Source organism: Kitasatospora sp. NPDC057936 (genome assembly GCF_042887525.1).
Lineage (GTDB): Bacteria > Actinomycetota > Actinomycetes > Streptomycetales > Streptomycetaceae > Kitasatospora.
This window is the reverse complement of the sequence record NZ_JBHVPD010000032.1, coordinates 37382-61576: the sequence shown is the minus strand read 5'-3', so window position 1 is coordinate 61576 and position 24195 is coordinate 37382. Positions and strand designations below refer to the sequence as shown.

The window sequence follows — 24195 nt, the reverse complement described above, 5'->3', positions numbered from 1 at the left end:
GTTTGAATGCTTATGCGGGCCAAACCCTACTCCAGCCTTATGCGCTCCTGACGGGCAGCCCCCGGTAACGCGCCGCCCGGTCGCCCGATCAGGCCCGGCAGGGGCTGCGCCGCAGGTCACCGCAGGCATTCGAGGTCCGTACCCCCGATCGGGGGATGACCTCCCGCAACGTGGGTGACGGTCCGTCGGACGCGGACGAAGCGGACATTCGGGATGATCGACTGACGGGCGGTGAGCACCTGCGCCGGGCTCCGGAGCGGCCCGGCGTGTCGTTAAATGTGACCGTGTACTTCGACGTGGCTTCGACGGCGCCGCTCCACCCCGTCGCGCGGCAGGCCCTGACCGCCGCGCTGGACGAGGGGTGGGCCGATCCGGCGCGACTGTACCGGTCCGGACGGCAGGCCCGGATGCTGCTGGACGCCTCCCGCGAGACGGTCGCCGAGGTGCTCGGCGCCCGGCCCGACGAGATCTCCTTCACCGCGAGCGGCACGCAGGCCGTCCAGCTCGGCATGCTGGGCGCGCTGGCCGGGAACCGGCGGCGCGGCGGGCACCTGGTGCACTCGGCGGTGGAGCACTCCAGCGTGCTGCACGTCGCCGAGAAGCACGAGGCGGCCGGCGGATCCGTCTCGGTGGCGCCGGTGGACCGGGCCGGCCGGGTCGCCGCGGACGGCTTCGCCGGGCTGCTCCGGGAGGACACCGCGCTGGCCGTGCTGCAGAGCGCCAACCACGAGGTGGGGACGGTCCAGCCGGTCGAGGAGGTCGCCGGGCTCTGCCGCGAGGCCGGGGTCCCGCTGCTGGTCGACGCCGCCCAGAGCGCCGGCCGGGTCGGCGTGCCCGCCGGGTGGTCGCTGCTGGCCGCAAGCGCGCACAAGTGGGGCGGGCCGCCCGGGGTCGGGGTGCTGGCGGTGCGCAAGGGCGTCCGGTACGCCTCGCCGCTGCCGGCCGACGAGCGCGAGGGCGGCCGGGTGCCCGGCTTCGTCAACGTCCCGGCGATCGTGGCGGCCGCCGCCTCGCTGCGGGCCGTACGGGCCGAGGCCGAGCGGGAGAACGCCCGGCTGCACGCGCTGGTGAAGCGGATCCGGGGCCGGGTGCCGCAGCTGGTGCCCGAGGTCGAGGTGGTCGGCGACCCGGTGCGGCGGCTGCCGCACATCGTCACCTTCTCCTGCCTGTACGTGGACGGCGAGGTGCTGCTGACCGAGCTGGACCGGGCCGGTTTCGCCGTCTCCTCCGGCTCGTCCTGCACCTCGTCCACGCTGACGCCCAGCCACGTGCTGGCCGCGATGGGGGTGCTCACCGAGGGGAACGTCCGGGTCTCGCTGCCGTACGGGACGGCCGAGGCGGACGTCGAGCGGTTCCTGACCGTCCTGCCGGAGCTGGTGGCCGGCGTCCGGGCGCCGCTCGGGCTGGACCTGCCGGCGCCGGAGCCGGCCGTGGGGTCACCGCCCCGAGCCGAAGGGCGGGCCGGTGCCGAGAGCGAAGGAGCGGGGGAGCGAGGAGTGTCGGCACCGGGCACCCGGAGGGCGCGCCCGGAGGCGAGCGGGCGAGTCACAGTGATCGACGCGCTCGGCAAGCGCTGCCCGCTGCCGGTGATCGAGCTGGCCAAGCGGATCGGCGAGGTGCCGGTGGGCGGCACGGTCGCCGTGCTGGCGGACGACGAGGCGGCCCGCCTCGACATCCCGGCCTGGTGCGGGATGCGCGGCCAGGAGTACGCGGGCGAGGCCCCGGCCGCCGACTACGGCGGCGACCGGGGCTCGGCCTACCTGGTGCGGCGGACTACTTGACCAGGTGCGAGCGGACGTCCGCGGCGGCGTCGGCGCCGTAGGCGTTCTCGAAGCGCTTCAGGAAGGCGGCCGGGCGCAGCTCGTACTCCTGGGTGCCGACGGTCTCGATCACCAGGGTGGCGAGCATGCAGCCGAGCTGGGCGGCGCGCTCCAGCTCCAGGTCCCAGGAGAGGCCGGTGAGGAAGCCGGCCCGGAAGGCGTCGCCGACGCCGGTCGGGTCGGCCTTGGTCTCCTCGGGGGCGCAGCCGACCAGGATGGCGGGCTCGCCCTTGCGCTCGATGCGCACGCCCTTGCTGCCGAGGGTGGTGATCCGGGTGCCGACCCGGCCGAGGATCTCGTCGGCGTCCCAGCCGGTCTTGCTCTCGATCAGCGCGGCCTCGTACTCGTTGGTGAACAGGTACGCGGCGCCGTCGACGATCTCGCGGATGTCGTCGCCCTCCAGGCGGGCCAGCTGCTGGGAGGGGTCGGCCGCGAAGGCGTAGCCGCGGGTGCGGCACTCCTGGGTGTGGCGGACCATCGCCTGCGGGTCGTCCGCGCCGATCAGGACGAGGTCCAGGCCGCCGACGCGGTCCGCGATCGGCTTCAGCTCGATGCTGCGGGCCTCGGCCATGGCGCCGGTGTAGAACGAGGCGATCTGGTTGTGGTCCTCGTCGGTGGTGCACATGAACCGGGCGGTGTGGCGGGTCTCGGAGATGTGGACGGACCGGCAGTCCACGTTGTTGCGCTCCAGCCAGCTGCGGTACTCGGCGAAGTCCGCCCCGGCCGCGCCGACGAGGATGGGGTTCAGCCCGAGCACGCCCATGCCGAACGCGATGTTCGGGGCGACGCCCCCGCGGCGGATGTCCAGGGTGTCGACCAGGAAGGACAGCGACACGGTGTGGAGCTGCTCGGCGACCAGCTGGTCGGCGAACCGGCCGGGGAACGTCATCAGGTGGTCGGTAGCGATCGAGCCGGCGACGGCGATGCGCACGGGAGGTCTCCTCAGGATGGCGGCAGGGCCATGGGCGAGCGGGGTTGTTAACCCGTTCACGGTACCGGGCGGGCGCCACGAGGTCCCACGAGTGCCGGAAATGGCACCGGCTACGGGCGAACGTGTACTACCTCCGAGTAGCACTGGTGGGCGGGAAGAACGTGGTCCTAGGTTGGCCGCAGGGGCGCGCCGGACCGGCCGGCCCCGGTGACCGCGGCAGTGCGGCCGCGGCACGACCCGGATCGGAGCGGTGCCCGATGATGCCCAGCCCTTCCTCGCTCCCCGTGCTGCGCGGCGACGCGGACGGCGAGACGCTCGACGCCCTGGTGGACTCCTCCCGGCGGCTGCGCCGGTTCTGGCCACTACTGGCGGCCGGCCCCCAGCCGAGCGCCCCCTCGCTCGCCGGCTTCCGGGTGCCGTCCGGCGCCCAGCGGCTGGTCGCGGGGATGGCCGAGTACGGCAACTGAGGCTTCCTGGGGCCCGGACGGAACCGGATCCGTCCGGGCCACGTCACATCCGCGCGGAGCGGCCCCGGAGGCGGCACCGCTGAGCCCTCGGGAGGATGTGCACATGGAGCAGGAGAGGATGCCGCGCGGTCGGCGGGCGGTGGCGCTGGCGGGTCTGGTGCTGGCGGCGGCGGTGACGGTGGCCGGGTGCAACGGGGACGGCAAGTCGTCCTCGGAGGCGGCGGCCACGGCGACGGCCGCGGCGACGGCGACGGGCTCCCCGGTGGCGCCGGTGCCGTCCGACGGCGCGTCGGCCGGCGCGTCCGCGGGCGCGCCCACCGCAGGCGCCTCCGGCGGGTCGGCCTCGTCGGCCACGGCTCCGCCACCGGCCGGGACGACCCCGGGCTCGGTGCCGCCGGCCCCGGCGCAGCCGACGGGGGCCACTCCCCCGGGACCCGGCATCGCGGTCGGCGAGCCGAACCCGAACGGGCCGTCGCCGGCGGCGCGTCCGGCGGTCACCTACCGGGTGGACGGCAGCAACAAGCTGACCGTGTACTTCTACGGCGGGGTGTGCCAGCAGTACGCGCTGAAGGCGGACGAGTCGCACCCGGGCCAGGTGGACGTCAAGGTCGTCGTGGCGGCGCCGGTGAAGTCCGGGCAGGTGTGCAGCGAGCTGGCCAAGCGGCAGACGGTGACGGCCGACCTGCGCGCGCCGCTGGCGGGGCGGACGGTGAACGACCTGTCCACCGGCAACGCGCTCCCGCTGGAGGCGGACCCGCACATGGGCCCGGACCCGGTCTCGCCGGACGGCGCCGCGAAGTAACGGGAGAAGTAGCCGGACGCGGGCACGACGAAGGCGGCCCCGGGGTGCTCCCCGGGGCCGCCTTCGTCAGTCGTTCGAGCGCTGGGCCGCCGGGGCCTAGCTGAACGAGTCGCCGCAGGCGCAGGAGCCCGTGGCGTTCGGGTTGTCGATCGTGAAGCCCTGCTTCTCGATGGTGTCGACGAAGTCGACGGTGGCGCCGCCCAGGTACGGGGCGCTCATCCGGTCGGTGACGACCTTCACACCGCCGAAGTCCTTGACGACGTCGCCGTCGAGCGAGCGCTCGTCGAAGAACAGCTGGTAACGCAGGCCGGAGCAGCCACCGGGCTGGACGGCGACACGCAGCGCGAGGTCGTCGCGGCCTTCCTGCTCCAGCAGGGCCTTGACCTTGCCCGCGGCGGCATCGGTGAGGAGGATGCCACTCTCTACGGTGGTCTCGTCCTGGACGGTCATCTGCTTTCTCCCGGTCTTTGAGAACGGTCTGCCGCCAGTGCCAACCAAAGGCCGTCCGGATTCATTTCCCTGACGGCTGTGGTTTTGCGGCCTCTCGGCGGCGGATTTTCCGTGGGCCGGGTGTGCCACCCGCGTCCCCTACGGTTCCCATGCTCGCACAACCCGGATGGAGCGGGCACCGCCCGAGCCCCCGATCCGGGCGAAGCGGCCTCGCGGCGGCGCCGCGGACGCCAGGATGGTGAGCATGATCCTGCGCCAGGTCAGGGACACCGCCGCCGACGCGGAGGCCGTCCAGGAGATCGCCCTCGCCTCGTCCGCCGCCTCCGGGCCCAGCACCCCGGGCGCGGCACCGACGCCGGTCCAGTCGGCGCGCACCAGACACCTGGCCCGCACGGATCCGTCGGGCTGCTGGCTCGCCGAGAGCGCCGGGGAGGCGGTCGGCGTGGTGCTGTCGATGCGCCGGGAGGGGCTGTGGATGCCGTCCCTGTTCGCCGTCCGGCCGCACGCGCAGGGCAAGGGCGTCGGGCGGCTGCTGCTGGAGCGGGCGGCGGCCCACGGGCGCGGGTGCCTGCGCGGGATGGTGTGCGTGCCGCAGTCCGCGGCGGCGGCCCGCCGCTACCGGCTGGCCGGGTTCACGCTGCACCCGGCGATGCGGCTGGACGGCCGGGTGGACCGGGCCGGCCTGGTCGACCCCGGGGACATCCCGGTGCACCGCGGCAACGCGACCCACCTGCACCTGCTGGACTCGGTGGACCGGCGCCTGCGCGGCTCGGCGCACGGGCCGGACCACGAGCTGATGCTCGGCCACTTCGAGGAGCTGCTGATCGCCGACGCGCTGGCCGGCAGCGGCTACTGCTACCGCGACGGCGGCGAGGTGAAGCTGCTGGCCGCCACCTCCAAGCGGATCGCCGCCCGGCTGCTGCGCGAGGCGCTGGCCCGGGTGCCGGAGGGGGTGCGGGCGCGGGTGGACTTCCTCACCGCCGAGCAGGAGTGGGCGCTGGACGTCGGCCTGGAGGTGGGGCTCAGCCCGGAGCCCGGGGGCTACGTCGGCCTGCACGGGATGCGGCCGCCGGCGCCGTACCTGCCGAACGGGGCCTTCCTGTAGCGGCCTTCCCGTGGGCGCGCCGCGGCCCCGCCGGAGGTGCTCCGGCGGGGCCGCGGTGAGGTGTGCGGGGCTCAGGCCATGGTGTCCAGGATCTCCCGGACCATCTCCATCGTGGTGCCCGGGTGCAGGAAGGCGAAGCGGGCGACCGTCTCGCCGTCCCAGCCGGTGGGGGTGACGAAGCCGATCTGGTCCGCGAGCAGCTGCTGCGACCAGCGGTAGTAGTCGTCGTTGGTCCAGCCCGTGCGCTTGAAGCAGACCGCGGAGAGCTGCGGGTCGAACAGCAGCTCCAGGTGCTCGGTGTCGCGGATCAGCCGGGCGGTGTCCTGCGCCAGCTTGAGGCCGGTCTCGATGGCGTCGGTGTACGCCTGGGTGCCGTGCACGGCGAGCGAGAACCAGAGCGGCAGGCCGCGGGCGCGCCGGGTCAGGTGGTAGGCGTAGTCGGTGGGGTTCCACTCGTCGCCCTCGGTGTGCAGGACGTCGAGGTAGGAGGCGTCCTGGGTGTGGACGGCCCGGGCGAGCTGCGGGTTGCGGTAGATCAGCGCGGCGCAGTCGAACGGGGCGAACAGCCACTTGTGCGGGTCCACCACGAAGGAGTCGGCGTGCTCGATGCCGTTGTAGCGGGCCCGGACCGAGGGGGCGAACAGGCCCGCGCCGCCGTAGGCGCCGTCCACGTGGAACCACATGTCGCGCTCGCGGGCGACCTCGGCGAGGCCCTGGAGGTCGTCGACGATGCCCTCGTTGGTGGTGCCGGCGGTGCCGACGACCGCGATCACCGTCTCGGGGTTCGGGTCGGCGGCCAGGGCCGCGCGCAGCGCCTCGCCGGTGAACCGCCGGTCGACGGTCGGGACCTTGAAGGCCTCGACGCCGATGATGTTGAAGGTGTTCTTGACCGAGGAGTGCACCTGGTCGGCGACGGCTATGCGCAGGCGTGCCTCCGGCCCGACGCCCAGCTTGCGGCGCGCGGTGTCGCGGGCCACGACCAGGGCGGACAGGTTGCCCGCCGAGCCGCCGGAGACGAAGCAGCCGCCGGCCGTCTCGGGCAGGCCCGCGCGGTCGGCGATCAGCCGCAGCACCTGGTTCTCGGCGGCGATCGCGCCGGCCGCCTCCAGCCAGGAGATGCCCTGGAGGGAGGCGCAGGAGACGACCATGTCGAACAGCAGCGCGGCCTTGGTGGGGGCGCACGGGATGAAGGACAGGTAGCGCGGGCTGTCGGCGGAGATGACGGCGCGGGACAGCTCGTGGTCGTAGAGCTTGAGCACGTCGGCCGGGCTGTTGCCCTCGGGGTTCAGCAGGCCGGCCAGCTGGGCGCGCAGGTGCTCGCCGTCGCCGGGGTGGTCGAGCGGGACGGGGTCGTACTGCAGCCGCTCCCGCATGTAGTCGAATACCAGGTCGACCAGGTCGTTGTCGGGCCGGTGCATGCGGTCGGGTGCTGCGGACACGGCTGTCCCTCTCGGCTGTGGGGTCGGGGGATCCGGCCGGGCGGGGAGCGTTCACCGCGCTGACCGGACGTGATCAGCGTAGGCAGCGAAGGGGGTGGGCCGCGCGTCGGAACGCGGCTGGTCAGGCAGGTTTCGAGCGTCTTCGGGCCGGTCCGCGCAGGATTCCTGCGTACGCCCCGGAGAGGGCCGTCCGGGTCAGCCGATCAGCTGGGACAGGACGACGGAGGAGCGGCTGCGCTGGACCCCGGGCTCGCGGCGGATGCGCTCGATGACGGCCTCCAGGTGGCGCATGTCGGCGGCGCGCAGGTGGACCAGGGCGTCCGGGTCGCCGGTGACCGTCCAGGCGGCGACCACCTCGGGGAACTGGCGCAGGCTCGCGAGGATCTCCTCGGGGGCGGTCCGCTCGCGGCAGTACACCTCGACGAAGGCCTCGGTCTGCCAGCCGAGCACGGCCGGGTCGAGCACCACGGTGAAGCCGCGGACCACCCCGCGCGCCCGCAGCCGGTCGATCCGGCGGCGGACGGCGGTGGCGGAGAGGTTCACCTGGAGGCCGATCTCGGCGTAGGAGGCACGGCCGTCGCTGCCGAGCCGGGCGAGGAGCAGCCGGTCGGTCTCGTCCAGGTCCGCCCCGGTCACCTCGTGCGCTCGGCTGCTGCTCATCGGTGCGGGGCTCCACGGGTCGTGCGGGGATCGGCGGACGGGACGGCAGTGGCCGGTCTGCCGAAACGGTTCGGCATCCATTCTGGCGGATGACATGAGCGAGTTCACCGCTGACAGATGACCGGGAGGCGTACACCAGGGCGCCACTCGTGGTTCAGGTCACCGGCAGCACGATCTTCTCGCGAGTGCGGCCCCCGGCGCTCGGCGCACACCCGGAGCCGCCCGGATACCGATTCGGCCACGCCAGGAAGCATCCGATCCGGCAAGCGGTTCTCGTCACATCGACAGGATGGCCATCGTCACTCTGACGCTAACCGGTTATCATAGATAGTGTCAGATAGACGAAAAGGCTTCACCGCTTGATCGGCCGCACAGAAGGGCACCCGCCCGTGACCACCACCATCACCGAGACCTACGGCGTCGACCCCACTCCGACGCCGCTCGCTCTGCTGCTGCTCGGCCGGGAGGCCGACCCGAACAGCGAGCGCGGCGTCGAGTGCCCCGGTGACCTCCCCCCGGCCTCCGACCCGAACCTCGTCGAGCGCGCCCGGGCGGCCAAGGCCGCGCTGGGCGAGCGCGTCTTCATCCTCGGGCACCACTACCAGCGCGACGAGGTGATCGAGTTCGCCGACGTCACCGGCGACTCGTTCAAGCTCGCCCGGGACGCGGCGGCCCGCCCGGAGGCCGAGTTCATCGTCTTCTGCGGCGTGCACTTCATGGCCGAGTCCGCGGACATCCTCACCGGCGACGACCAGAAGGTCGTCCTGCCCGACCTCGCGGCCGGCTGCTCGATGGCCGACATGGCCACCGCCGAGCAGGTCGCCGAGTGCTGGGACGTGCTGACCGACGCCGGCATAGCCGACGTGACCGTCCCGGTCTCGTACATGAACTCCTCCGCCGACATCAAGGCCTTCACCGGCAAGCACGGCGGCACCATCTGCACCTCCTCCAACGCCAAGCGCGCCCTGGAGTGGGCCTTCGAGCAGGGGCAGAAGGTCCTGTTCCTGCCCGACCAGCACCTCGGCCGCAACACCGCGGTGCGCGACATGGGCTTCTCGCTGGACGACTGCGTCCTGTACAACCCCCACAAGCCGAACGGCGGCCTGACCGCCGAGCAGCTGCGCGACGCCAAGATGATCCTCTGGCGCGGCCACTGCTCGGTGCACGGCCGGTTCAGCCTGGACTCGGTGAACGACGTCCGCGAGCGCATCCCCGGCGTCACCGTCCTGGTGCACCCGGAGTGCAAGCACGAGGTCGTCGCCGCCGCGGACATGGTCGGCTCGACGGAGTACATCATCAAGGCGCTCGACGCCGCCGAGCCCGGCTCCAAGTGGGCCATCGGCACCGAGCTGAACCTCGTCCGCCGCCTCGCCAAGGCGCACCCGGACAAGGAGATCGTCTTCCTGGACCGCGCGGTCTGCTTCTGCTCCACCATGAACCGGATCGACCTGCCGCACCTCGTCTGGGCGCTGGAGTCGCTGGTCGAGGGCCGGGTGCCGAACGTGATCACCGTCGACCCGGAGACCGAGCGGTACGCCAAGGCGGCGCTGGACCGGATGCTCGCCCTGCCGTAACACTCGCCCTGCCGCAACAGCGGCGGACGCACGAAGGGCGGGCCCCCTCCGAGTGGAGGGGGCCCGCCCTTTCGTCTGGCGCCGAGCGGTGCGGAAGGCTACTCCGGGTACCCGGGGATGACGCCCTCGTCATCGGCCATCAGCAGCGCGCGGACCTCGTCGATCGTCGCCTCCGCGGCCGGCAGGATCAGCTCGGACGGCTCCAGCGAGTCGTCCGGCAGCCTGGTGCCGTACTGCTTCACGGCGTCCAGCAGCTTGCCGTACGCCGAGCGGAAGAGCTCCTCGTCGCCCGAGTCGACCGCGGTGACGAGCTCCGCGTCGAGCTCGTTGAGCAGGTTGAGGTGGGCCTCGCCGACCTCGTACTGCCCCTCACCCATGACCCTCATGATCATGCCGTGCGTCTCCCTGGTTCGTGGGTGGAGCTCAGCTCACTTGTTGTAGTTGATGCGCGGGGTGTCCTGCGGCGCATCGTGCGGCTGCTGCTGCGGCTTGCCCTGCTCGATCGCGGCCGGACCGGCAGCCGGACCGCCCGACAGCTCGGCCTTCATGCGGGCCAGCTCCAGCTCGACGTCCGAACCGCCGGCGACGCGCTCCAGCTCCGCCTCGATGTCGTCCTTGCGGCCGAGACCGCTCGCGTCGTCGAGCGCGCCGGAGGCCAGCAGCTCGTCGATCGCGCCGGCCCGCGCCTGCATCTGCGCGGTCTTGTCCTCGGCGCGCTGGATCGCCAGGCCGACGTCGCCCATCTCCTCCGAGATCCCGGAGAAGGACTCGGCGATGCGGGTCTGCGCCTGGGCCGCGGTGTAGGTGGCCTTGATGGTCTCCTTCTTGGTGCGGAAGGCGTCCACCTTCGCCTGCAGCCGCTGGGAGGCGAGCGTGAGCTTCTCCTCCTCGGCCTGGAGCGCCTGGTACTGCGCCTCCAGGTCGTTGATCTGGGACTGCATGTTGGCCTTGCGGGTCAGCGCCTCGCGCGCGAGGTCCTCGCGGCCGAGCGACAGCGCCTTGCGGCCCTGGTCCTCGTACTTCGCGGACTGCTGCTGGAGCTGGGTCAGCTGGAGTTCCAGGCGCTTGCGCGAGGTCGCGACGTCCGCGACGCCACGCCGTACCTTCTGCAGCAGTTCGAGCTGCTTCTGGTAGGAGTAGTCGAGCGTCTCACGGGGATCCTCCGCCCGGTCCAAGGCCTTGTTCGCCTTGGAGCGGAAGATCAACCCCATACGCTTCATGATTCCGTCGCTCATGGGCCTCGGGTGCCCCCTTCTCCGGCCTGCGGTCTCTATCTCGTTACCAGACACGACGAGTGTATGTGCAGCGAGCCCGTCGCCGCAGTGCACCTGCCTGCAACAAGACTGCTACAGCGCCGGGTGCCTCTTCCTCATCCCCCGGGTGGATCCCATTCTCATCCCCCCAATCCTCCACCCGACTGATCCCCTACGGGAAGGGGCCGGAAAACCCCGGGCGGGTTCCCACCTCGCGGATCGATACGCGTTTGCGTCCGAGGCCGCCCCGAGAAGCGCCGCCGCACCCCGTACGCTGGTGGTGTGTTCCGACGCCGTTCAGATGATGCCGCTGCCTCCACCGTGCTGGAGAAGCAGGACGAGACGACCCAGGCCCGCGACCCGCAGGCCAAGAAGGGCCGGCCCACGCCCAAGCGCAGTGAGGCCGAGGCCAACCGGCGTACCCGGGTGGTCGTGCCCAAGGACCGCAAGGAGGCCGCCAAGCAGGCCCGCGACCGGATGCGGGTCGAGCGCGAGAAGCAGCGCCAGGCGCTCATGGACGGTGACGAGCGCCACCTGCCCGCGCGCGACAAGGGCGCGGTGCGCAAGTTCGCCCGCGACTACGTGGACGCCCGCTGGTCGCTGGCCGAGTTCTTCCTCCCCGCGGCCGTGCTCATCCTGGTCCTCAGCATCGTCAAGGTGCCGGCCCTGCAGCTGCTGTCCACCCTGCTGTTCCTGCTGTTCTTCGTGCTGGTCGCGCTGGACTTCGTCCGCCTCGGCCTCGGCCTGCGCAAGCAGCTCGGCGAGCGCTTCGCGGGCCAGAACACCCGCGGAACGGTCGCCTACGGCCTGATGCGCATCCTGCAGATGCGCCGGCTGCGGCTGCCCAAGCCGCAGGTCCGTCGCGGGGAGCGGCCCTGACCGCCGAACCGGTGGACTCCGGCTGGGCCCCGCCGTCCTGGGAGGGGCCCGGCCTCTACGCGCTGCCGGGCCAGGGCGACGGCGGGCACGACCGGCTCGGCCAGGAGCGCGCGGGCCAGGAGCGGGCCGGCCAGGAGCGCCGGCTGCCCTCCCGCAGCGGCTCCTTCGCCGGCGGCACCGCCGCGTGGCTGGACCGGCTCGGCGGACTGCGCAACTTCGTGCGCCAGGAGCTCGTCAGCCGGCAGCTCGCCGACCAGCTGGCCGGCCGCACCGCGCAGCGCGTCCTCGACATCGGCTGCGGCCAGGGCACCCAGGCGCTGCGCCTGGCCCGGGCCGGCCACTACGTCACCGGCATCGACTCCGACCCGGTCGCGCTCGGCGTCGCCCAGGGGGCGCTCGCCGAGGAGGCGCCCGAGGTCCGCGGGCGGATCCAGCTGCTCAGCGGCGACGGCCACCAGTGCGGGCGCTGGTTCGGCCCGCGCAGCTTCGACGTCGTGCTCTGCCACGGCGTCCTGATGTACCTGCCCGACCCGGACCCGATGATCGCCTCGCTGGCCCGGCTGCTCGCGCCCGGCGGACTGCTCTCGCTGCTCGTCCGCAACCGCGACGCGCTCGCCCTGCGGCCCGCCGCCGCCGGGGACTGGCGGGCCGCCCTGCACGCGTTCGAGAGCGACCGCTACTACAACCGGCTCGGACTGGCCGCCCGCGCCGACCGGCTCGCCGACCTGTCCGTCACGCTCTCCGAGGTGTCGGTGCCGCTCAAGCACTGGTACGGCGTGCGGGTCTTCACCGACAACGCCCCCGACGACGCGGCCCCGCCGGTGGACGGGCGCCAGCTGGCCCAGCTGCTGGAGGCCGAGGACCGCGCCGGGCGCACCGACCCCTACCGGCAGGTGGCCGCGCTGCTGCACGTCATCGGGGCCAAGTAGCGCCCCCTGACGGGCGGTTGCGCCGGTCAGTCCTCGTGCAGGCTCATCGAGTAGACGACCCGGTCGTCGTCCAGCAGGACGGCGTTGTCGACACCGTCCTCGGCGAGCTGCTTCCAGGTCTCGCCGATCCAGGTCTCGGCGTCGCCCTGGCCGGCGAACTCCTCGTGCCCGACGCCCGGCGCCACCTCGGTGCCGTCCGCCTTCTCGTACCGCCACGTCCAGACCATGCCCGGCTCCTCCCGCCGACGACCCTGCCAGTGTGCTGCGCACCTTAGCCTGCCCGGCACGATCTTCCGTATGCCCGGTCCGGCAGGATGGGAACCATGGCGACCCACCCCGAACCCTCCCGCACGCTCCTCCTCGGCGGTGCGCGCTCCGGCAAGTCCACCAAGGCCGAACTGCTCCTCGCCGACCGGGCGGACGTCCTGTACGTCGCCACCGGCGGCACCCGGGACGGCGACGCCGAGTGGGCCCAGCGGGTCGCCCTGCACCGCGAGCGGCGCCCGGCGAGCTGGCGCACCGCCGAGACCTGCGACCTGGAGGCGGTCCTCGCGGACACCGCCGATCCGGCCCCGGTGCTCGTCGACTGCCTTGCGCTGTGGCTGACTTCGGTGATGGACGAGTGCGGCGCCTGGGACGACGCGGCCTGGGCCGGCGGCGCCGAGGCCGCCGTGCAGCGGCGGTGCGACGCCCTCGCACGGGCCTGGGCGGCGACCGGGCGGCACGTCGTCGCCGTGAGCAACGAGGTCGGCATGGGCGTCGTCCCGGCGACCGCGGCCGGCCGCCGCTTCCGCGACACCCTGGGACGGCTCAACATGGCCGTGGCGGACGCCTCGCAGCGTGTGCTGCTGGTCGTGGCCGGGCAGGTTCTGACGGTCAAGCCAGCCGCAGCGTGAACACCTGCGGCGTGTAGCCTCTCGGACGATGGACACGACCGTGGATCTCGATACGTTCTCCTCGCTCGTCGAGCGCCCCGACGAGAGCGCCCGGCGGGCCGCCGACGAACGCTGGCAGGCGGCCGACCGGCCGCGCGGCGGGCTCGGCAAGCTGGAGGAGCTGGGCAGCTGGCTGTCGTCCGTGCAGGGGCGCTCCCCGGTGCGGCCGGTCTCGGCGCCCAAGGTGCTGCTGTTCGCCGCCGACCACGGCGTGGCCGCGCTCGGGGTGTCCCGGCTGCCCGCCGCGGGCGGCACCGCGGCCCGGGTGCGGGCCGTGCTCGACGGCACCGCGCCGGTCGCCCGGCTGGCCTCCCGGTACGGCGCCGACGTACGGATCGTCGACGTCGCGGTGGACACCGACCCGGCGGACTTCCCGGACGAGGTGGTCGGCCACCGGATCCGGCGCGGCTCCGGGCGGATCGACATCGAGGACGCCCTCACGCCCGAGGAGACCGTCCGGGCCTTCCGGGCCGGCATGGCCGTCGCCGACGAGGAGGCCGACGCCGGGACGGACCTGGTGCTCCTCGGCGACCTCGGGGTCGGCTCGACGACCGTCGCCGGGGTGCTGATCGGCGCCCTGTGCGGGACGGACGCCGCCGCGGTGACCGGGCGCGGCTCGGGCATCGACGACCGCGTCTGGATGGTCAAGTGCGCGACCATCCGGGACTCGCTGCGGCGGGCCCGGCCGGTCCTCGGCGACCAGCTGGCGCTGCTCGGCGCCACCGGCGGCGCGGACTTCGCGGCCATCACCGGCTTCCTGCTCCAGGCCGCCGTGCGCAAGCTGCCGGTCGTGCTGGACGGGGTCGTCTCGGCGGCCTGCGCGCTGGTCGCGCAGCGGATCGCGTTCCGGGCGCCGGAGTGGTGGCGCGCCGGGCAGTCCAGCGGGGAGCCGGCCCAGGCCAAGGCGTACGACCGCCTGACGCTGACGCCGATGCAGGAGCAGGGGATCACGATGGGCGAGGGCGTCGGCGCGCTGCTGGCGCTGCCGCTGCTCCAGGCCGCCGGGGACGCGCTCGCGGACGAGGCGCCGCGCGCGTACGTGCCGGCGGCACCCAAGGAGCAGCCGAGGCTGCCGTCGGCGGCGGACCTGCTGCGGCGGCTGTAGGCGCGCACCGGTACGGACAACCGGCGGACGGCGGCTCGGGTTTCGGGCCGCCGTCCGCCGTCTCACACAGTTAGGAAGTGCGGCGTGGAGCGGGCCGGCTGGGGCGACGGGCTGCGGTTCGCGTTCGGGACGCTGTCGGTCCTGCGGGTGCGGGTCGAGCGGTGGGACCGGGCGGCCGGGGGGCGGGCCATGGTGCTGGCGCCGGCCGTGGGACTCGTGCTGGGCGGGATCGCGGCCGGGGCCGGGGCACTCGTCGCCTGGCGGGCGGGCGGGCTGCTCGGGGCGGTCACGGCGGTGGGCGTGCTCGCGGCGCTCACCCGGGGGCTGCACCTGGACGGGCTCGCGGACGTCGCGGACGGACTGGGCAGCGGGAAGCCCGCCGAGGACGCGCTGCGCATCATGAAGCAGTCCGATATCGGGCCCTTCGGCGTACTTGTGCTGCTTCTCGCCCTGTTCGCCCAGATCGCCGCATTGGCCGGACAGTTCGGGCACTCGCCGCTGCGCGGGGCGCTGGCGGTCCTGTGCTCCGCGGTGGCCGCGCGGTGCGCGCTCGCATGGGGCTGCCTGCGGTCGGTTCCGCCCGCGCGGCCGGGCGGACTCGGGGCGATGGTGGCGAGCACCGTCGCTCCCCCGGCCGCCCTGGCCGCGACGGCCGCGACGGCGCTCCTTCTGGCCATTCTCGGCCTGTTTGACGGCTCGTCATCCGTCCGCCTCCCCCTGGCCCTCGCCCTCGGGGTCGGCTGCGCGTGGCTGCTGCTCCGCCGCTGCGTACGGCGCTTCGGCGGCATCACCGGGGACGTGCTCGGCGCCGCGGCGGAGACCGCCGCGACCGGCTCGTTGTTCGCCCTGGCGTTGCTGGCCTGACACCGGGCGGCGCGTGATCCCACCATGCGGACTACCATGCGGGGAGCACCGCAGCCCTGCACCGTCGCAGGTCCTGCCCGCCCGGCGCCGAGCGTGGAGCCGGGGCCTCTGGTGTGCGTGTCCGCGAACGGCGGGTGCGCGTAGCCAGGGGACCCGGACCCGGACCGCGCCGGAGGGACACCCGCGACGCCCGCCGGGCTGCGCCGGTGCGGCAGCCTCGCCGCACCCGGCCGTGGACCGCGAAAGAACAGGACGCATTACGTGACTGCATTGTCTGTGAGCACCTCCGCCGCCGCCTCGCTGCGTGCGGACGCGCTGGTGGTCGGTGTCGCGAAGGGCCCCAAGGGCATCGTGCTGGCCGCCGGCACCGACGCCGTGAACGAGGCGTTCGAGGGCAAGCTGGCCGAGGTCCTCACCACCCTGGGCGCGACCGGCGCCGAGGGCGAGGCCGTCAAGGTCCCCGCTCCCGCCGGGCTGAAGGCCGCGCTCGTGCTCGCGGTCGGCCTCGGCGAGGCGGCCGAGGAGGGCTACGGCCTGGAGACGCTGCGCCGCGCCGCCGGTGTCGCCGCCCGCACCCTGGCCGGCGCCAAGAAGGCCGCGCTGGCCCTGCCCGCCGAGTCCGCGGACGAGGTCGAGGCCGTCGCCCTCGGCGGTCTGCTCGGCTCGTACGCCTTCGGCACCTACAAGGGCGAGGGCGGCAAGGAGCCGGTCGGCGAGCTCGTCGTGCTGGCCCCGCGCAAGGGCAGCAAGGACTCCAAGGCCGCCGTGGAGCGCGCCGCCGCGATCGGCGAGGAGATGAACCGGGCCCGCGACCTGGTCAACACCGCCCCGAACGACCTGAACCCGAAGAGCTTCGCCGCGATCGTCCAGGCCGCCGGCAAGGAGCACGGCCTCAAGGTCGAGGTGCTGGACGAGAAGGCGCTCACCAAGGGCGGCTTCGGCGGCCTGCTGGGCGTCGGCAACGGCTCGGCGAACCCGCCCCGGCTGGTGAAGGTGGCCTACACCCACCCGAAGGCCAAGGCCACGCTCGCCTTCGTCGGCAAGGGCATCACCTACGACTCGGGCGGCATCTCGCTGAAGCCGGCCGGCCACAACGAGACCATGAAGTGCGACATGGCCGGCGCCGCCGCCGTGTTCGCCACCGTGGTCGCGGCCAAGCGCCTCGGCCTGGCCGTCAACGTCACCGGCTGGCTCGCGCTGGCCGAGAACATGCCGTCCGGCTCCGCCACCCGCCCGGGCGACGTGCTGCGCATGTACGGCGGCAAGACCGTCGAGGTGCTGAACACCGACGCCGAGGGCCGCCTGGTGCTGGCCGACGCGATCGTGCGCGCCGGCGAGGAGAACCCGGACGCCATCGTCGACGTGGCCACCCTGACCGGCGCCATGGTGCTGGCCCTGGGCAACCGCACCTTCGGCGTGATGTCCAACAACGACGAGCTGCGCGAGACCCTGCACACCGTCGCGGGCGAGGTCGGCGAGCAGTCCTGGCCGATGCCGCTGCCGGCCGAGCTGCGCAAGGGCATGACCGAGTCGACCATCGCCGACCTGGCCAACATGGGCGAGCGCATGGGCGGCGGCCTGGTGGCCGGTCTGTTCCTGAAGGAGTTCGTGGCCGAGGGCACCGACTGGGCGCACCTGGACATCGCCGGCCCGGCGTTCCACGAGGGCGCGCCGTTCGGCTACACCCCGAAGGGCGGCACCGCGAGCGCGGTGCGCACCCTGCTCGCCTACGCCGAGCGGACGGCGGCGGCGAAGGCCTGACCCGGCCCACCCGTTCGGAGGGGGCCCGGCGCACGTGCGCCGGGCCCCCTCCGGCGTTCCGGACGGGTTACCCGCAGGTAGGCCGCCACCCGGCCCCGCACCCCTGTTCGCTGCGGGCGAAACTTTGTTCCGCAGTGCGGAAGCAGCGGCGCCCGAAGGCCGTCACAGCGCCCGCCCGGTGGCTGTCAACCCGGCGTTGAGCTGCAATGATGCCCTTCCGTCGGGGGTGTTCCCACCCCCGTGACCACCCGGTGGGACACCCGCGGGGCGGACCCGGACATCAGCCGCCGTGAACAAGTGCGAAGATGTATTTCCGGCACGACTGGGCGCCCCACAAAGGCTTCCGACCCACCGGACCGCGACCGGCCCGGCGACCCACCCCATTGCATGGAGGACGTGACGTGGCGAACGACGCCAGCACCGTTTTCGACGTAGTCATTCTCGGAGGCGGAAGCGGCGGTTACGCCGCGGCGCTCCGCGCCGCTCAGCTGGGCCTGAGCGTCGCCCTGGTCGAGAAGGGTGAGCTGGGCGGCACCTGCCTGCACCGCGGCTGCATTCCGACCAAGGCGCTGCTGCACGCGGCCGAGATCGCCGACGAGACGAAGGAGGCCGCCGAGTTCGGCGTGCTGGCCACCTTCCAGGGCATCGACATCAACGGCGTCCACAAGTACAAGGACGACGTCATCGCCGGCCTGTACAAGGGCCTCCAGGGCCTGGTCGCCTCCCGCAAGGTGACCTTCATCCAGGGCGCGGGCAAGCTCTCCTCGCAGACCTCGGTGGACGTCAACGGCCAGCGCATCGAGGGCCGCCACATCGTCCTCGCCACCGGCTCCGTGCCGCGCTCGATCCCGGGCCTGGAGATCGACGGCGACCGCGTCATCTCCTCCGACCACGCGCTCAAGCTCGACCGCATCCCGAAGTCGGCCGTCATCCTCGGCGGCGGCGTCATCGGCGTCGAGTTCGCCTCGGTCTGGAAGTCCTTCGGCGTCGAGGTCACCATCGTCGAGGCGCTGCCGCACCTCGTCCCGCTGGAGGACGAGAACTCCTCGAAGCTGCTGGAGCGCGCGTTCCGCAAGCGCGGCATCAAGTTCGAGCTGAAGGCCCGCTTCTCGGGCGTCGAGTACACCGAGGCCGGTGTCCGCGTCTCCACCGAGAACGGCAAGCAGATCGACGCCGACCTGCTGCTCGTCGCCATCGGCCGCGGCCCGGTCTCGGCCGGCCTCGGCTACGAGGAGAACGGCGTCGCGATGGACCGCGGCTACGTCCTCGTCGACGAGTACATGCGCACCAACGTGCCCACCATCTCGGCCGTCGGTGACCTCGCCCCGACCCTGCAGCTCGCCCACGTGGGCTTCGCCGAGGGCATCCTGGTCGCCGAGCGGCTGGCCGGCCTGAAGCCGATGCCGATCGACTACGACGGCGTCCCGCGCGTGACGTACTCCAACCCCGAGGTGGCCTCTGTCGGCATCTCCGAGGCCAAGGCCGTCGAGCTGTACGGCAAGGACAAGGTCGTCACCCTCAAGTACAACCTGGCCGGCAACGGCAAGAGCAAGATCCTGAAGACCGCCGGCGAGATCAAGCTCGTCCAGGTCAAGGACGGCGCCGTGGTCGGCGTCCACATGGTCGGCGCCCGCATGGGCGAGCAGGTCGGCGAAGCCCAGCTGATCTACAACTGGGAGGCCCTGCCGGCCGAGGTCGCGCAGCTGATCCACGCGCACCCGACCCAGTCCGAGGCCCTGGGCGAGGCGCACCTGGCGCTGGCCGGCAAGCCGCTGCACGCGCACGACTGATCACGCCCCCACCCCCGTTCCGGTACTTCCGTACTTCCCGTACTCCCGTACGCAAGACTTGATAGGAGTCGCTGAAACCATGGCGGTCTCAGTAACACTGCCCGCGCTGGGCGAGAGCGTTTCCGAGGGCACCGTCACCCGCTGGCTGAAGGCCGAGGGTGAGCGTGTCGAGGTCGACGAGCCGCTGCTCGAGGTCTCGACCGACAAGGTCGACACCGAGATCCCGGCGCCGGCCTCCGGCATCCTGGCCTCGATCAAGGTCGGCGAGGACGAGACCGTCGAGGTGGGCGCCGAGCTGGCGATCATCGACGACGGCTCCGGCGCCCCGGTCCCCGCCGCTGCTCCGGCCGCCGCGGCCGCGCCCGCCGCCGCCCCGGCCCCGGTCGCCGCTCCGGCTCCCGTCGCCGCTCCGGCTCCGGTTGCCGCTCCGGCCCCCGTTGCCGCTCCGGCCGCTCCGGCCGGCGACGCCACCCCGGTCGTGCTGCCCGCGCTGGGCGAGTCGGTCACCGAGGGCACCGTCACCCGCTGGCTGAAGGCCGAGGGTGAGACCGTCGAGGTCGACGAGCCGCTGCTCGAGGTCTCCACGGACAAGGTCGACACCGAGATCCCGTCGCCGGTCGCCGGCGTCGTCGTCAAGATCCTGGTCGGCGAGGACGAGACCGCCGAGGTCGGCGCTCAGCTCGCGCTGATCGGCGCCCCGGGTGCGGCTACTGCCGCCCCGGCTCCGGTTGCCGCCCCGGCTCCGGTCGCTGCTCCGGCTGCCCCGGCTCCGGTCGCCGCTCCGGCTGCTCCGGCCCCGGTCGCCGCCCCGGCTCCCGTTGCCGCTCCGGCTCCCGTTGCCGCTCCGGCTGCCCCGGCTCCGGTCGCCGCCCCGGCCCCCGTTGCCGCCCCGGCTCCGGTCGCCCCGGCCGCCCCGGTGGCCGACGCCGGTGACGCCTACGTCACCCCGCTGGTGCGCAAGCTCGCCGCCGAGCACGGTGTCGCGCTGTCCGCCGTCACCGGTACCGGTGTCGGCGGCCGCATCCGCAAGCAGGACGTCATCGCCGCCGCCGAGGCCGCCAAGGCCGCGCCGGCTCCGGTCGCCGCTGCCGCCCCGGCCGCCGCGCCGAAGGCCGCCGCCGCTCCGTCCGCCCTGCGCGGCCAGACGGTCAAGATGACCCGCATGCGCAAGGTCATCGGCGACAACATGCTGAAGGCCCTGCACGAGCAGGCCCAGCTGACCAGCGTGGTCGAGGTGGACGTCACCAAGATCATGTCGCTGCGCGGCAAGGCCAAGGACTCCTTCCTCGCCCGCGAGGGCGTCAAGCTGTCCCCGATGCCGTTCTTCGTCAAGGCCGCCGCCCAGGCGCTGAAGGCCCACGCGGCCATCAACGCCCGGATCAACGAGGCCGAGGGCACCATCACCTACTTCGACACCGAGAACATCGGTATCGCGGTGGACTCCGAGAAGGGTCTGATGACCCCGGTCATCAAGGGTGCGGGCGACCTCAACATCGCCGGCATCTCGAAGAAGACCGCCGAGCTGGCCACCAAGGTCCGCGACAGCAAGATCACCCCGGACGAGCTGTCCGGTGCGACCTTCACCATCAGCAACACCGGCTCGCGCGGTGCGCTGTTCGACACCGTGATCGTGCCGCCGAACCAGGTCGCCATCCTGGGCATCGGCGCCACCGTCAAGCGCCCGGTCGTCATCGAGGCCGACGGCGGCACCGCCATCGGCATCCGCGACATGACCTACCTGTCGCTCTCCTACGACCACCGCCTGGTGGACGGCGCCGACGCCGCCCGCTACCTGGTCGCGGTCAAGGAGATCCTGGAGGCCGGCGAGTTCGAGGTCGAGCTCGGCCTCTGACCCCCCGTGGTCCCCGCGGAACCCCGCACCGTCCCCGGACGGCGCGGGGTTCCGCCGTTCCCGGCCCGGCCGCCGACGAACGTTCCGCCGGGCGTCACCAGCGTTTCGCCGGGCCATGGCATGCGCGGAGGCGGGCGAACGGGGATGCTGGAGCGGTGATGGACGAGACCGACTTCTGGCAGATCATCGACGAGACCCGGGAGGCCGCCGACGGCGACCCCGACGAGCAGGCCGACCGGCTGGTGGAGCACCTCGTCCAGCTGACCCCGGACGACGTCATCGACTTCGGCCGGCTCTTCGAGGCCCGCTTCCAGCGCGCCTACCGGTACGACCTGTGGGGCGCCGCCCACCTGCTGCTCGACGGCGCCTCCGAGGACACCTTCGACTTCTTCCGCTGCTGGCTGATCGGCCAGGGCCGGGACGTCTTCGAGGGCGGGCTGCACGAGCCGGACGACCTGGCCGACCTCCTGCCCGAGTTCGACGAGGAGGAGGACGGCGAGGCCGAGGACCTCGGCTACGCCGCCGACGAGGCCTACGAGCAGCTCACCGGCCTGCCGCTGCCCGAGGTGGGCGGGCGGCAGGCGGGCCGCCCGGCGGGGACGCCGCTGGACTTCGAGGACCCGGACGCGATGGCGAAACGCTTTCCCAAGCTCTGGGAGCGCTACGGGGATTAGAGCGCCGTCCTCCGGGGGGTCAGGTGGTGCTGCCCGTGCCGGCGCTGCCGTCCTGCTTGATGCCCCGGAGGATCTGGTCCAGGACGGAGGCGTCCGGCGCGGCCGGGTCGTCGTCCACGCCGCCCTCGAACACGACGAACCCGCCACCCTTGGCCGGGACAGTGGCCAGCAGGACGTAGCCCTGGGTGCCGTCCGAGGTGCGCACGTGCCAGCGGGAGGCGTAGCCGAGCACCCCGGCGACGGTGACGTAGGCCGAGCCCGAGTCGGTGTGCGAGGTGATCCCGGTGAAGATCGCGGCCGCGTAGTCGGGCATCGCGGCCTCGGCGGCGGCCTTGGCGGTGGCGCCCTGGACGGTGTCCTTCTGGATCGCGAACTGGCCGCGGATGCAGGTGTTGTTCCCGTCCGGGCAGGTGTAGCGGCCGGAGCCGAGGTAGACCGTCGACTTGGTGTTGTTGGTCTGCGCCTCCCAGCCGTCGAACAGCGGGACGGTGATGGCGTGCTGGGCGTCCGGCACGGTGCCCTTGAGGACGGGCGCGGGCTTGGGCGCCTGCTGCGTCTGCGTCGGGGTCGGCACGGTGGTGGGGAGCGTGTAGGTCGGGCTGGGGGCCGGGTCCTGGCTCCGGGTGACGGTGACCGTCGGGTTCGGGGTCGGGTCGGCCGACGGGGAGCCGCCGGCGAGCGTCAGGCCGGCGATCACCGCACCGACGACGAGGACCGCGACGGCGATGCCGATGACGACGCCCGGCTTCACGCCTCCGCCGCGGGCCGGCGGCGGGTAGCCGTAGCCGGGCGGCTGGGCGCCGGGGTAGGCCGGGCCGTACTCCTGGTTCCCGTAGCCCTGGCCGTACTCGGGGGCGCCGTAGCCCTGGCCCGGGTAGCCGTAGCCGGGGGCCTGGCCGCCGGGGTAGCCGTAGCCGGGCGGCGGCGCGTCCTGCGGGGCCGGGGCTGGGGCGCCGTAGCCGTACCCGGCGGCCGGGGCCGAGGGCCCCGGCGGCTGCCAGCCCTGGGTCGGCGCGTCGGCGACCTGGGCGGCGCCGCCCTGGAGCGGGCGCACCTCGGAGGTCCAGGCGTTGCCGTCCCACCAGCGCTCCTGACCGGGCGCGCCGTCCGCACCGGGTACCGGGTACCACCCGGGAGGCGTCGAGTTGCTCACGGGCGTACCGTACCCGGCACGACGGCGGTCGAGACAGCGCGGGTCGGTCACGACTCTGCACCACTCGTTCACAACTGACACACCGTCAGGAGTGGTGGACGAACGACCGGCCGGGGCGCTCAGCCGGTGAGGCGGCGGGCCATCCAGATGTCGTCCACGTACGAGCCGTCGATCAGGAACTCCTCGGCGAGCGAGCCCTCGACGACGAAGCCGCAGCTCTCGTAGAGGCGCCGGGCCGGGGTGTTCCAGCCGAGGACGCGCAGCGTCATCTTGCGCGCGCCCTCGGCGTGCGCCGCGGCGCACGCGGCCTCGACCAGCTTCCGGCCGACGCCCCGGCCGCGCACGGAGGCGTCGACGGCCAGGCCCTGGATCTGCCGGACGTGCCGGTTGCTGGCGAGCGGGGTGGCCGGGACCGGGCGGATGTAGCCGACGATCCGGCCGTCGAGGAGGGCGAGCAGGTACTGCTCCGGGGCGTGCCGCTCGTCGAAGACGCCGTCCTCCTCGGGCGGCTGCGGGGCGACCTCGGACAGGGGGGACCACGCGGCGCGGTTGAGGGCGGCGAGTTCGCGCTCGTCCTCCGGCCTGGCCGGTCGGATGATCAGATCGTCATCGTGCATGCGTGTCAGCCTAATGAGGGGTGTCCAAACTTCCCACGGGTTAAGAGCTGGGAGGATGGGGCCCATGCGCATCGCTGTCACAGGCTCCACGGGTTTGATCGGTTCGGCGCTCGTCCGCTCCCTGACGGCGGACGGCCACGAGGTGGTCCGGCTGGTCCGGCACCGCTCCAGGACGGGTCCGCAGCCCGACGGCACCACGGCCATCGGCTGGAACCCGCTGCTCGGCCAGGTGGACCGGGACGGACTGGCCGGCGTCGACGCCGTCGTGCACCTGGCGGGCGCCGGGGTCGGCGACCACCGCTGGACGGACGCCTACAAGCGGGAGATCCGGGAGAGCCGGGTGCTCGGCACCGAGACGCTCGCCGTCGCGCTGGCCGAGCTCGAGGAAGCGCCGAAGGTCTTCGTCAGCGCCTCCGCGGTCGGCGTGTACGGGCAGACCGGCGACCGGGTGATCGACGAGGACTCCCCCCTCGGCGACGACTTCCTCGCCGAGGTGTGCGTGGAGTGGGAGGCCGCCGCGCGGCCCGCCGAGCGCGCCGGGATCCGGGTCGTCCACCCGCGCACCGGGCTCGTGCTGTCCGCGGCCGGCGGGGCCGGCGGGCGGCTGTTCCCGCTGTTCAAGCTCGGCCTGGGCGGGCGGCTCGGCGACGGGCGGCAGTACTGGAGCTACATCTCGCTGGCCGACGAGGTCGCCGCGCTGCGCTTCCTGATCGACCGGGAGGACCTGTCGGGTGCCTTCAACCTCACCGCACCGGAGCCGGTGACCAACGCCGAGCTGACCGCGGCCCTCGGGCGCGTGCTCAGCCGGCCGACGCTGTTCCCGGTGCCGGAGGCGGTGCTGAAGGCGGTGCTCGGGGAGCTCGCGATCGAGGTCGTCGGCAGCCACCGGGTGGTGCCCCGGCGACTGCTCGACGCCGGCTTCGAGTTCACGCACACGGACGTCGACGCGGCGGTGCGGGCGGCCCTCTGACGGCCCTCCGTCCCGGGGCCGGGCGTGCGTGCCCGGGGCCGGGAAACGTACCGGGGCCCGGCGTGCGTGCCCGGGGCCCGGAAACGTACCGGGGCCCGGCGTGCGTGCCCGGGGCCCGGAAACGTACCGGGGCCGGGCGTGCGTTCCCGGGGCCCGGAAACGTAC

General features: G+C 73.4%; 24 protein-coding genes. 15 read left to right on the top strand and 9 right to left on the bottom strand.

Annotated features, from left to right (window positions below; all coding sequences use genetic code 11):
• The first annotated feature begins 284 nt into the window (after positions 1 to 284).
• Entirely contained in the window at positions 285 to 1781 is a 1497-nt protein-coding gene (locus tag ACFVU9_RS18845) for a cysteine desulfurase/sulfurtransferase TusA family protein (protein ID WP_387594503.1), read from the top strand.
• Here the strand turns inward: ACFVU9_RS18845 and ACFVU9_RS18840 are convergent.
• The gene (locus ACFVU9_RS18840) at positions 1774 to 2751 is read right to left on the bottom strand and encodes a carbohydrate kinase family protein (protein ID WP_380437669.1); all 978 of its coding nucleotides are present in this window, start codon (positions 2749 to 2751) and stop codon (positions 1774 to 1776) included. The two genes, ACFVU9_RS18845 and ACFVU9_RS18840, sit on opposite strands and share 8 nt — an antisense overlap.
• Positions 2752 to 3008: 257 nt before the next feature.
• On the opposite strand from ACFVU9_RS18840, the gene ACFVU9_RS18835 reads away from it, so the two are divergent.
• The gene (locus tag ACFVU9_RS18835; protein WP_380437667.1) at positions 3009 to 3218 is read left to right on the top strand and encodes a hypothetical protein; all 210 of its coding nucleotides are present in this window, start codon (positions 3009 to 3011) and stop codon (positions 3216 to 3218) included.
• 103 nt (positions 3219 to 3321) lie between these two features.
• Positions 3322 to 4020, top strand: a complete 699-nt coding sequence (locus tag ACFVU9_RS18830; protein WP_380502920.1) for a hypothetical protein — start codon at positions 3322 to 3324, stop codon at positions 4018 to 4020.
• A 96-nt stretch (positions 4021 to 4116) separates the two neighbouring features.
• On the opposite strand, the gene ACFVU9_RS18825 is transcribed toward ACFVU9_RS18830, so the two are convergent.
• Complete coding sequence (locus ACFVU9_RS18825; protein WP_380437663.1) at positions 4117 to 4470, bottom strand: HesB/IscA family protein; 354 nt, start codon at positions 4468 to 4470, stop codon at positions 4117 to 4119.
• A 244-nt stretch (positions 4471 to 4714) separates the two neighbouring features.
• Here ACFVU9_RS18825 and ACFVU9_RS18820 point away from each other — a divergent pair, with 244 nt between their 5' ends.
• Positions 4715 to 5575, top strand: a complete 861-nt coding sequence (locus ACFVU9_RS18820; protein ID WP_380502923.1) for a GNAT family N-acetyltransferase — start codon at positions 4715 to 4717, stop codon at positions 5573 to 5575.
• Between the two features lie 71 nt (positions 5576 to 5646).
• Here the strand turns inward: ACFVU9_RS18820 and ACFVU9_RS18815 are convergent, their stop codons facing one another.
• Both ACFVU9_RS18815 and ACFVU9_RS18810 read right to left on the bottom strand, forming a co-directional pair.
• A complete protein-coding gene (locus tag ACFVU9_RS18815; RefSeq protein ID WP_380437659.1) occupies positions 5647 to 7014 on the bottom strand; it encodes a pyridoxal phosphate-dependent decarboxylase family protein in 1368 nt (455 codons plus the stop codon).
• A gap of 195 nt (positions 7015 to 7209) precedes the next feature.
• Positions 7210 to 7674, bottom strand: a complete 465-nt coding sequence (locus ACFVU9_RS18810; protein ID WP_359967830.1) for an Lrp/AsnC family transcriptional regulator — start codon at positions 7672 to 7674, stop codon at positions 7210 to 7212.
• 389 nt (positions 7675 to 8063) lie between these two features.
• On the opposite strand from ACFVU9_RS18810, the gene nadA reads away from it, so the two are divergent.
• Positions 8064 to 9248: a quinolinate synthase NadA gene (gene nadA / locus ACFVU9_RS18805; protein WP_380437657.1), complete on the top strand. Its 1185-nt coding sequence runs from the start codon at positions 8064 to 8066 to the stop codon at positions 9246 to 9248.
• Between the two features lie 98 nt (positions 9249 to 9346).
• On the opposite strand, the gene ACFVU9_RS18800 is transcribed toward nadA, so the two are convergent.
• Positions 9347 to 9640: a hypothetical protein gene (locus ACFVU9_RS18800; protein WP_380502926.1), complete on the bottom strand. Its 294-nt coding sequence runs from the start codon at positions 9638 to 9640 to the stop codon at positions 9347 to 9349.
• A gap of 36 nt (positions 9641 to 9676) precedes the next feature.
• A complete protein-coding gene (locus ACFVU9_RS18795; protein ID WP_380437655.1) occupies positions 9677 to 10483 on the bottom strand; it encodes a PspA/IM30 family protein in 807 nt (268 codons plus the stop codon).
• A gap of 300 nt (positions 10484 to 10783) precedes the next feature.
• Between ACFVU9_RS18795 and ACFVU9_RS18790 the strand changes: the two genes are divergently transcribed.
• Both ACFVU9_RS18790 and ACFVU9_RS18785 read left to right on the top strand, forming a co-directional pair.
• Positions 10784 to 11380 (top strand): DUF3043 domain-containing protein, encoded by a 597-nt coding sequence (locus ACFVU9_RS18790; protein WP_380437654.1) that lies wholly within the window; start codon positions 10784 to 10786, stop codon positions 11378 to 11380.
• Between the two features lie 218 nt (positions 11381 to 11598).
• Complete coding sequence (locus ACFVU9_RS18785; RefSeq protein ID WP_380437764.1) at positions 11599 to 12309, top strand: class I SAM-dependent methyltransferase; 711 nt, start codon at positions 11599 to 11601, stop codon at positions 12307 to 12309.
• A gap of 26 nt (positions 12310 to 12335) precedes the next feature.
• Here ACFVU9_RS18785 and ACFVU9_RS18780 read toward each other — a convergent pair whose 3' ends face one another.
• Positions 12336 to 12536: a hypothetical protein gene (locus ACFVU9_RS18780; protein WP_359967816.1), complete on the bottom strand. Its 201-nt coding sequence runs from the start codon at positions 12534 to 12536 to the stop codon at positions 12336 to 12338.
• A 96-nt stretch (positions 12537 to 12632) separates the two neighbouring features.
• Between ACFVU9_RS18780 and cobU the strand changes: the two genes are divergently transcribed.
• From cobU to ACFVU9_RS18745, 7 genes are all read left to right on the top strand, one after another.
• Positions 12633 to 13205 carry a bifunctional adenosylcobinamide kinase/adenosylcobinamide-phosphate guanylyltransferase gene (gene cobU, locus ACFVU9_RS18775; RefSeq protein ID WP_380437652.1) on the top strand — a complete coding sequence of 191 codons (573 nt, stop codon included), beginning with the start codon at positions 12633 to 12635 and terminating at the stop codon, positions 13203 to 13205.
• Positions 13206 to 13233: 28 nt separating this feature from the next.
• Complete coding sequence (locus ACFVU9_RS18770) at positions 13234 to 14349, top strand: nicotinate-nucleotide--dimethylbenzimidazole phosphoribosyltransferase (RefSeq protein ID WP_380437650.1); 1116 nt, start codon at positions 13234 to 13236, stop codon at positions 14347 to 14349.
• Positions 14350 to 14433: 84 nt separating this feature from the next.
• Positions 14434 to 15213 (top strand): adenosylcobinamide-GDP ribazoletransferase, encoded by a 780-nt coding sequence (locus tag ACFVU9_RS18765; RefSeq protein ID WP_387594498.1) that lies wholly within the window; start codon positions 14434 to 14436, stop codon positions 15211 to 15213.
• A 261-nt stretch (positions 15214 to 15474) separates the two neighbouring features.
• Positions 15475 to 16974, top strand: coding sequence for a leucyl aminopeptidase (locus tag ACFVU9_RS18760; protein ID WP_380437646.1), 1500 nt, complete (start codon positions 15475 to 15477; stop codon positions 16972 to 16974).
• 401 nt (positions 16975 to 17375) lie between these two features.
• A complete protein-coding gene (gene lpdA, locus ACFVU9_RS18755; RefSeq protein ID WP_380437644.1) occupies positions 17376 to 18764 on the top strand; it encodes a dihydrolipoyl dehydrogenase in 1389 nt (462 codons plus the stop codon).
• Positions 18765 to 18843: 79 nt separating this feature from the next.
• Positions 18844 to 20616, top strand: a complete 1773-nt coding sequence (sucB, locus tag ACFVU9_RS18750; protein ID WP_387594495.1) for a 2-oxoglutarate dehydrogenase, E2 component, dihydrolipoamide succinyltransferase — start codon at positions 18844 to 18846, stop codon at positions 20614 to 20616.
• Positions 20617 to 20774: 158 nt separating this feature from the next.
• The gene (locus ACFVU9_RS18745; protein WP_380437640.1) at positions 20775 to 21290 is read left to right on the top strand and encodes a DUF4240 domain-containing protein; all 516 of its coding nucleotides are present in this window, start codon (positions 20775 to 20777) and stop codon (positions 21288 to 21290) included.
• A gap of 19 nt (positions 21291 to 21309) precedes the next feature.
• On the opposite strand, the gene ACFVU9_RS18740 is transcribed toward ACFVU9_RS18745, so the two are convergent.
• On the bottom strand, positions 21310 to 22443 hold the full coding sequence (locus ACFVU9_RS18740; RefSeq protein ID WP_387594493.1) for a DUF2510 domain-containing protein: 1134 nt from the start codon (positions 22441 to 22443) through the stop codon (positions 21310 to 21312).
• Between the two features lie 119 nt (positions 22444 to 22562).
• Positions 22563 to 23060 (bottom strand): GNAT family N-acetyltransferase, encoded by a 498-nt coding sequence (locus ACFVU9_RS18735; protein ID WP_380437636.1) that lies wholly within the window; start codon positions 23058 to 23060, stop codon positions 22563 to 22565.
• 55 nt (positions 23061 to 23115) lie between these two features.
• Here ACFVU9_RS18735 and ACFVU9_RS18730 point away from each other — a divergent pair, with 55 nt between their 5' ends.
• A complete protein-coding gene (locus tag ACFVU9_RS18730; protein ID WP_380437634.1) occupies positions 23116 to 24030 on the top strand; it encodes a TIGR01777 family oxidoreductase in 915 nt (304 codons plus the stop codon).
• Positions 24031 to 24195: the final 165 nt, after the last annotated feature.

Coding starts and splice junctions, on each gene's coding strand:
- ACFVU9_RS18835 (WP_380437667.1), top strand. CDS start 3,009: ATGATGCCCAGCCCTTCCTCGCTCCCCGTGCTGCGCGGCGACGCGGAC.
- ACFVU9_RS18830 (WP_380502920.1), top strand. CDS start 3,322: ATGGAGCAGGAGAGGATGCCGCGCGGTCGGCGGGCGGTGGCGCTGGCG.
- ACFVU9_RS18825 (WP_380437663.1), bottom strand. CDS start 4,470: ATGACCGTCCAGGACGAGACCACCGTAGAGAGTGGCATCCTCCTCACC.
- ACFVU9_RS18820 (WP_380502923.1), top strand. CDS start 4,715: ATGATCCTGCGCCAGGTCAGGGACACCGCCGCCGACGCGGAGGCCGTC.
- ACFVU9_RS18810 (WP_359967830.1), bottom strand. CDS start 7,674: ATGAGCAGCAGCCGAGCGCACGAGGTGACCGGGGCGGACCTGGACGAG.
- ACFVU9_RS18800 (WP_380502926.1), bottom strand. CDS start 9,640: ATGATCATGAGGGTCATGGGTGAGGGGCAGTACGAGGTCGGCGAGGCC.
- ACFVU9_RS18795 (WP_380437655.1), bottom strand. CDS start 10,483: ATGAGCGACGGAATCATGAAGCGTATGGGGTTGATCTTCCGCTCCAAG.
- ACFVU9_RS18780 (WP_359967816.1), bottom strand. CDS start 12,536: ATGGTCTGGACGTGGCGGTACGAGAAGGCGGACGGCACCGAGGTGGCG.
- cobU (WP_380437652.1), top strand. CDS start 12,633: ATGGCGACCCACCCCGAACCCTCCCGCACGCTCCTCCTCGGCGGTGCG.
- ACFVU9_RS18770 (WP_380437650.1), top strand. CDS start 13,234: ATGGACACGACCGTGGATCTCGATACGTTCTCCTCGCTCGTCGAGCGC.
- sucB (WP_387594495.1), top strand. CDS start 18,844: ATGGCGGTCTCAGTAACACTGCCCGCGCTGGGCGAGAGCGTTTCCGAG.
- ACFVU9_RS18745 (WP_380437640.1), top strand. CDS start 20,775: ATGGACGAGACCGACTTCTGGCAGATCATCGACGAGACCCGGGAGGCC.
- ACFVU9_RS18735 (WP_380437636.1), bottom strand. CDS start 23,060: ATGCACGATGACGATCTGATCATCCGACCGGCCAGGCCGGAGGACGAG.
- ACFVU9_RS18730 (WP_380437634.1), top strand. CDS start 23,116: ATGGGGCCCATGCGCATCGCTGTCACAGGCTCCACGGGTTTGATCGGT.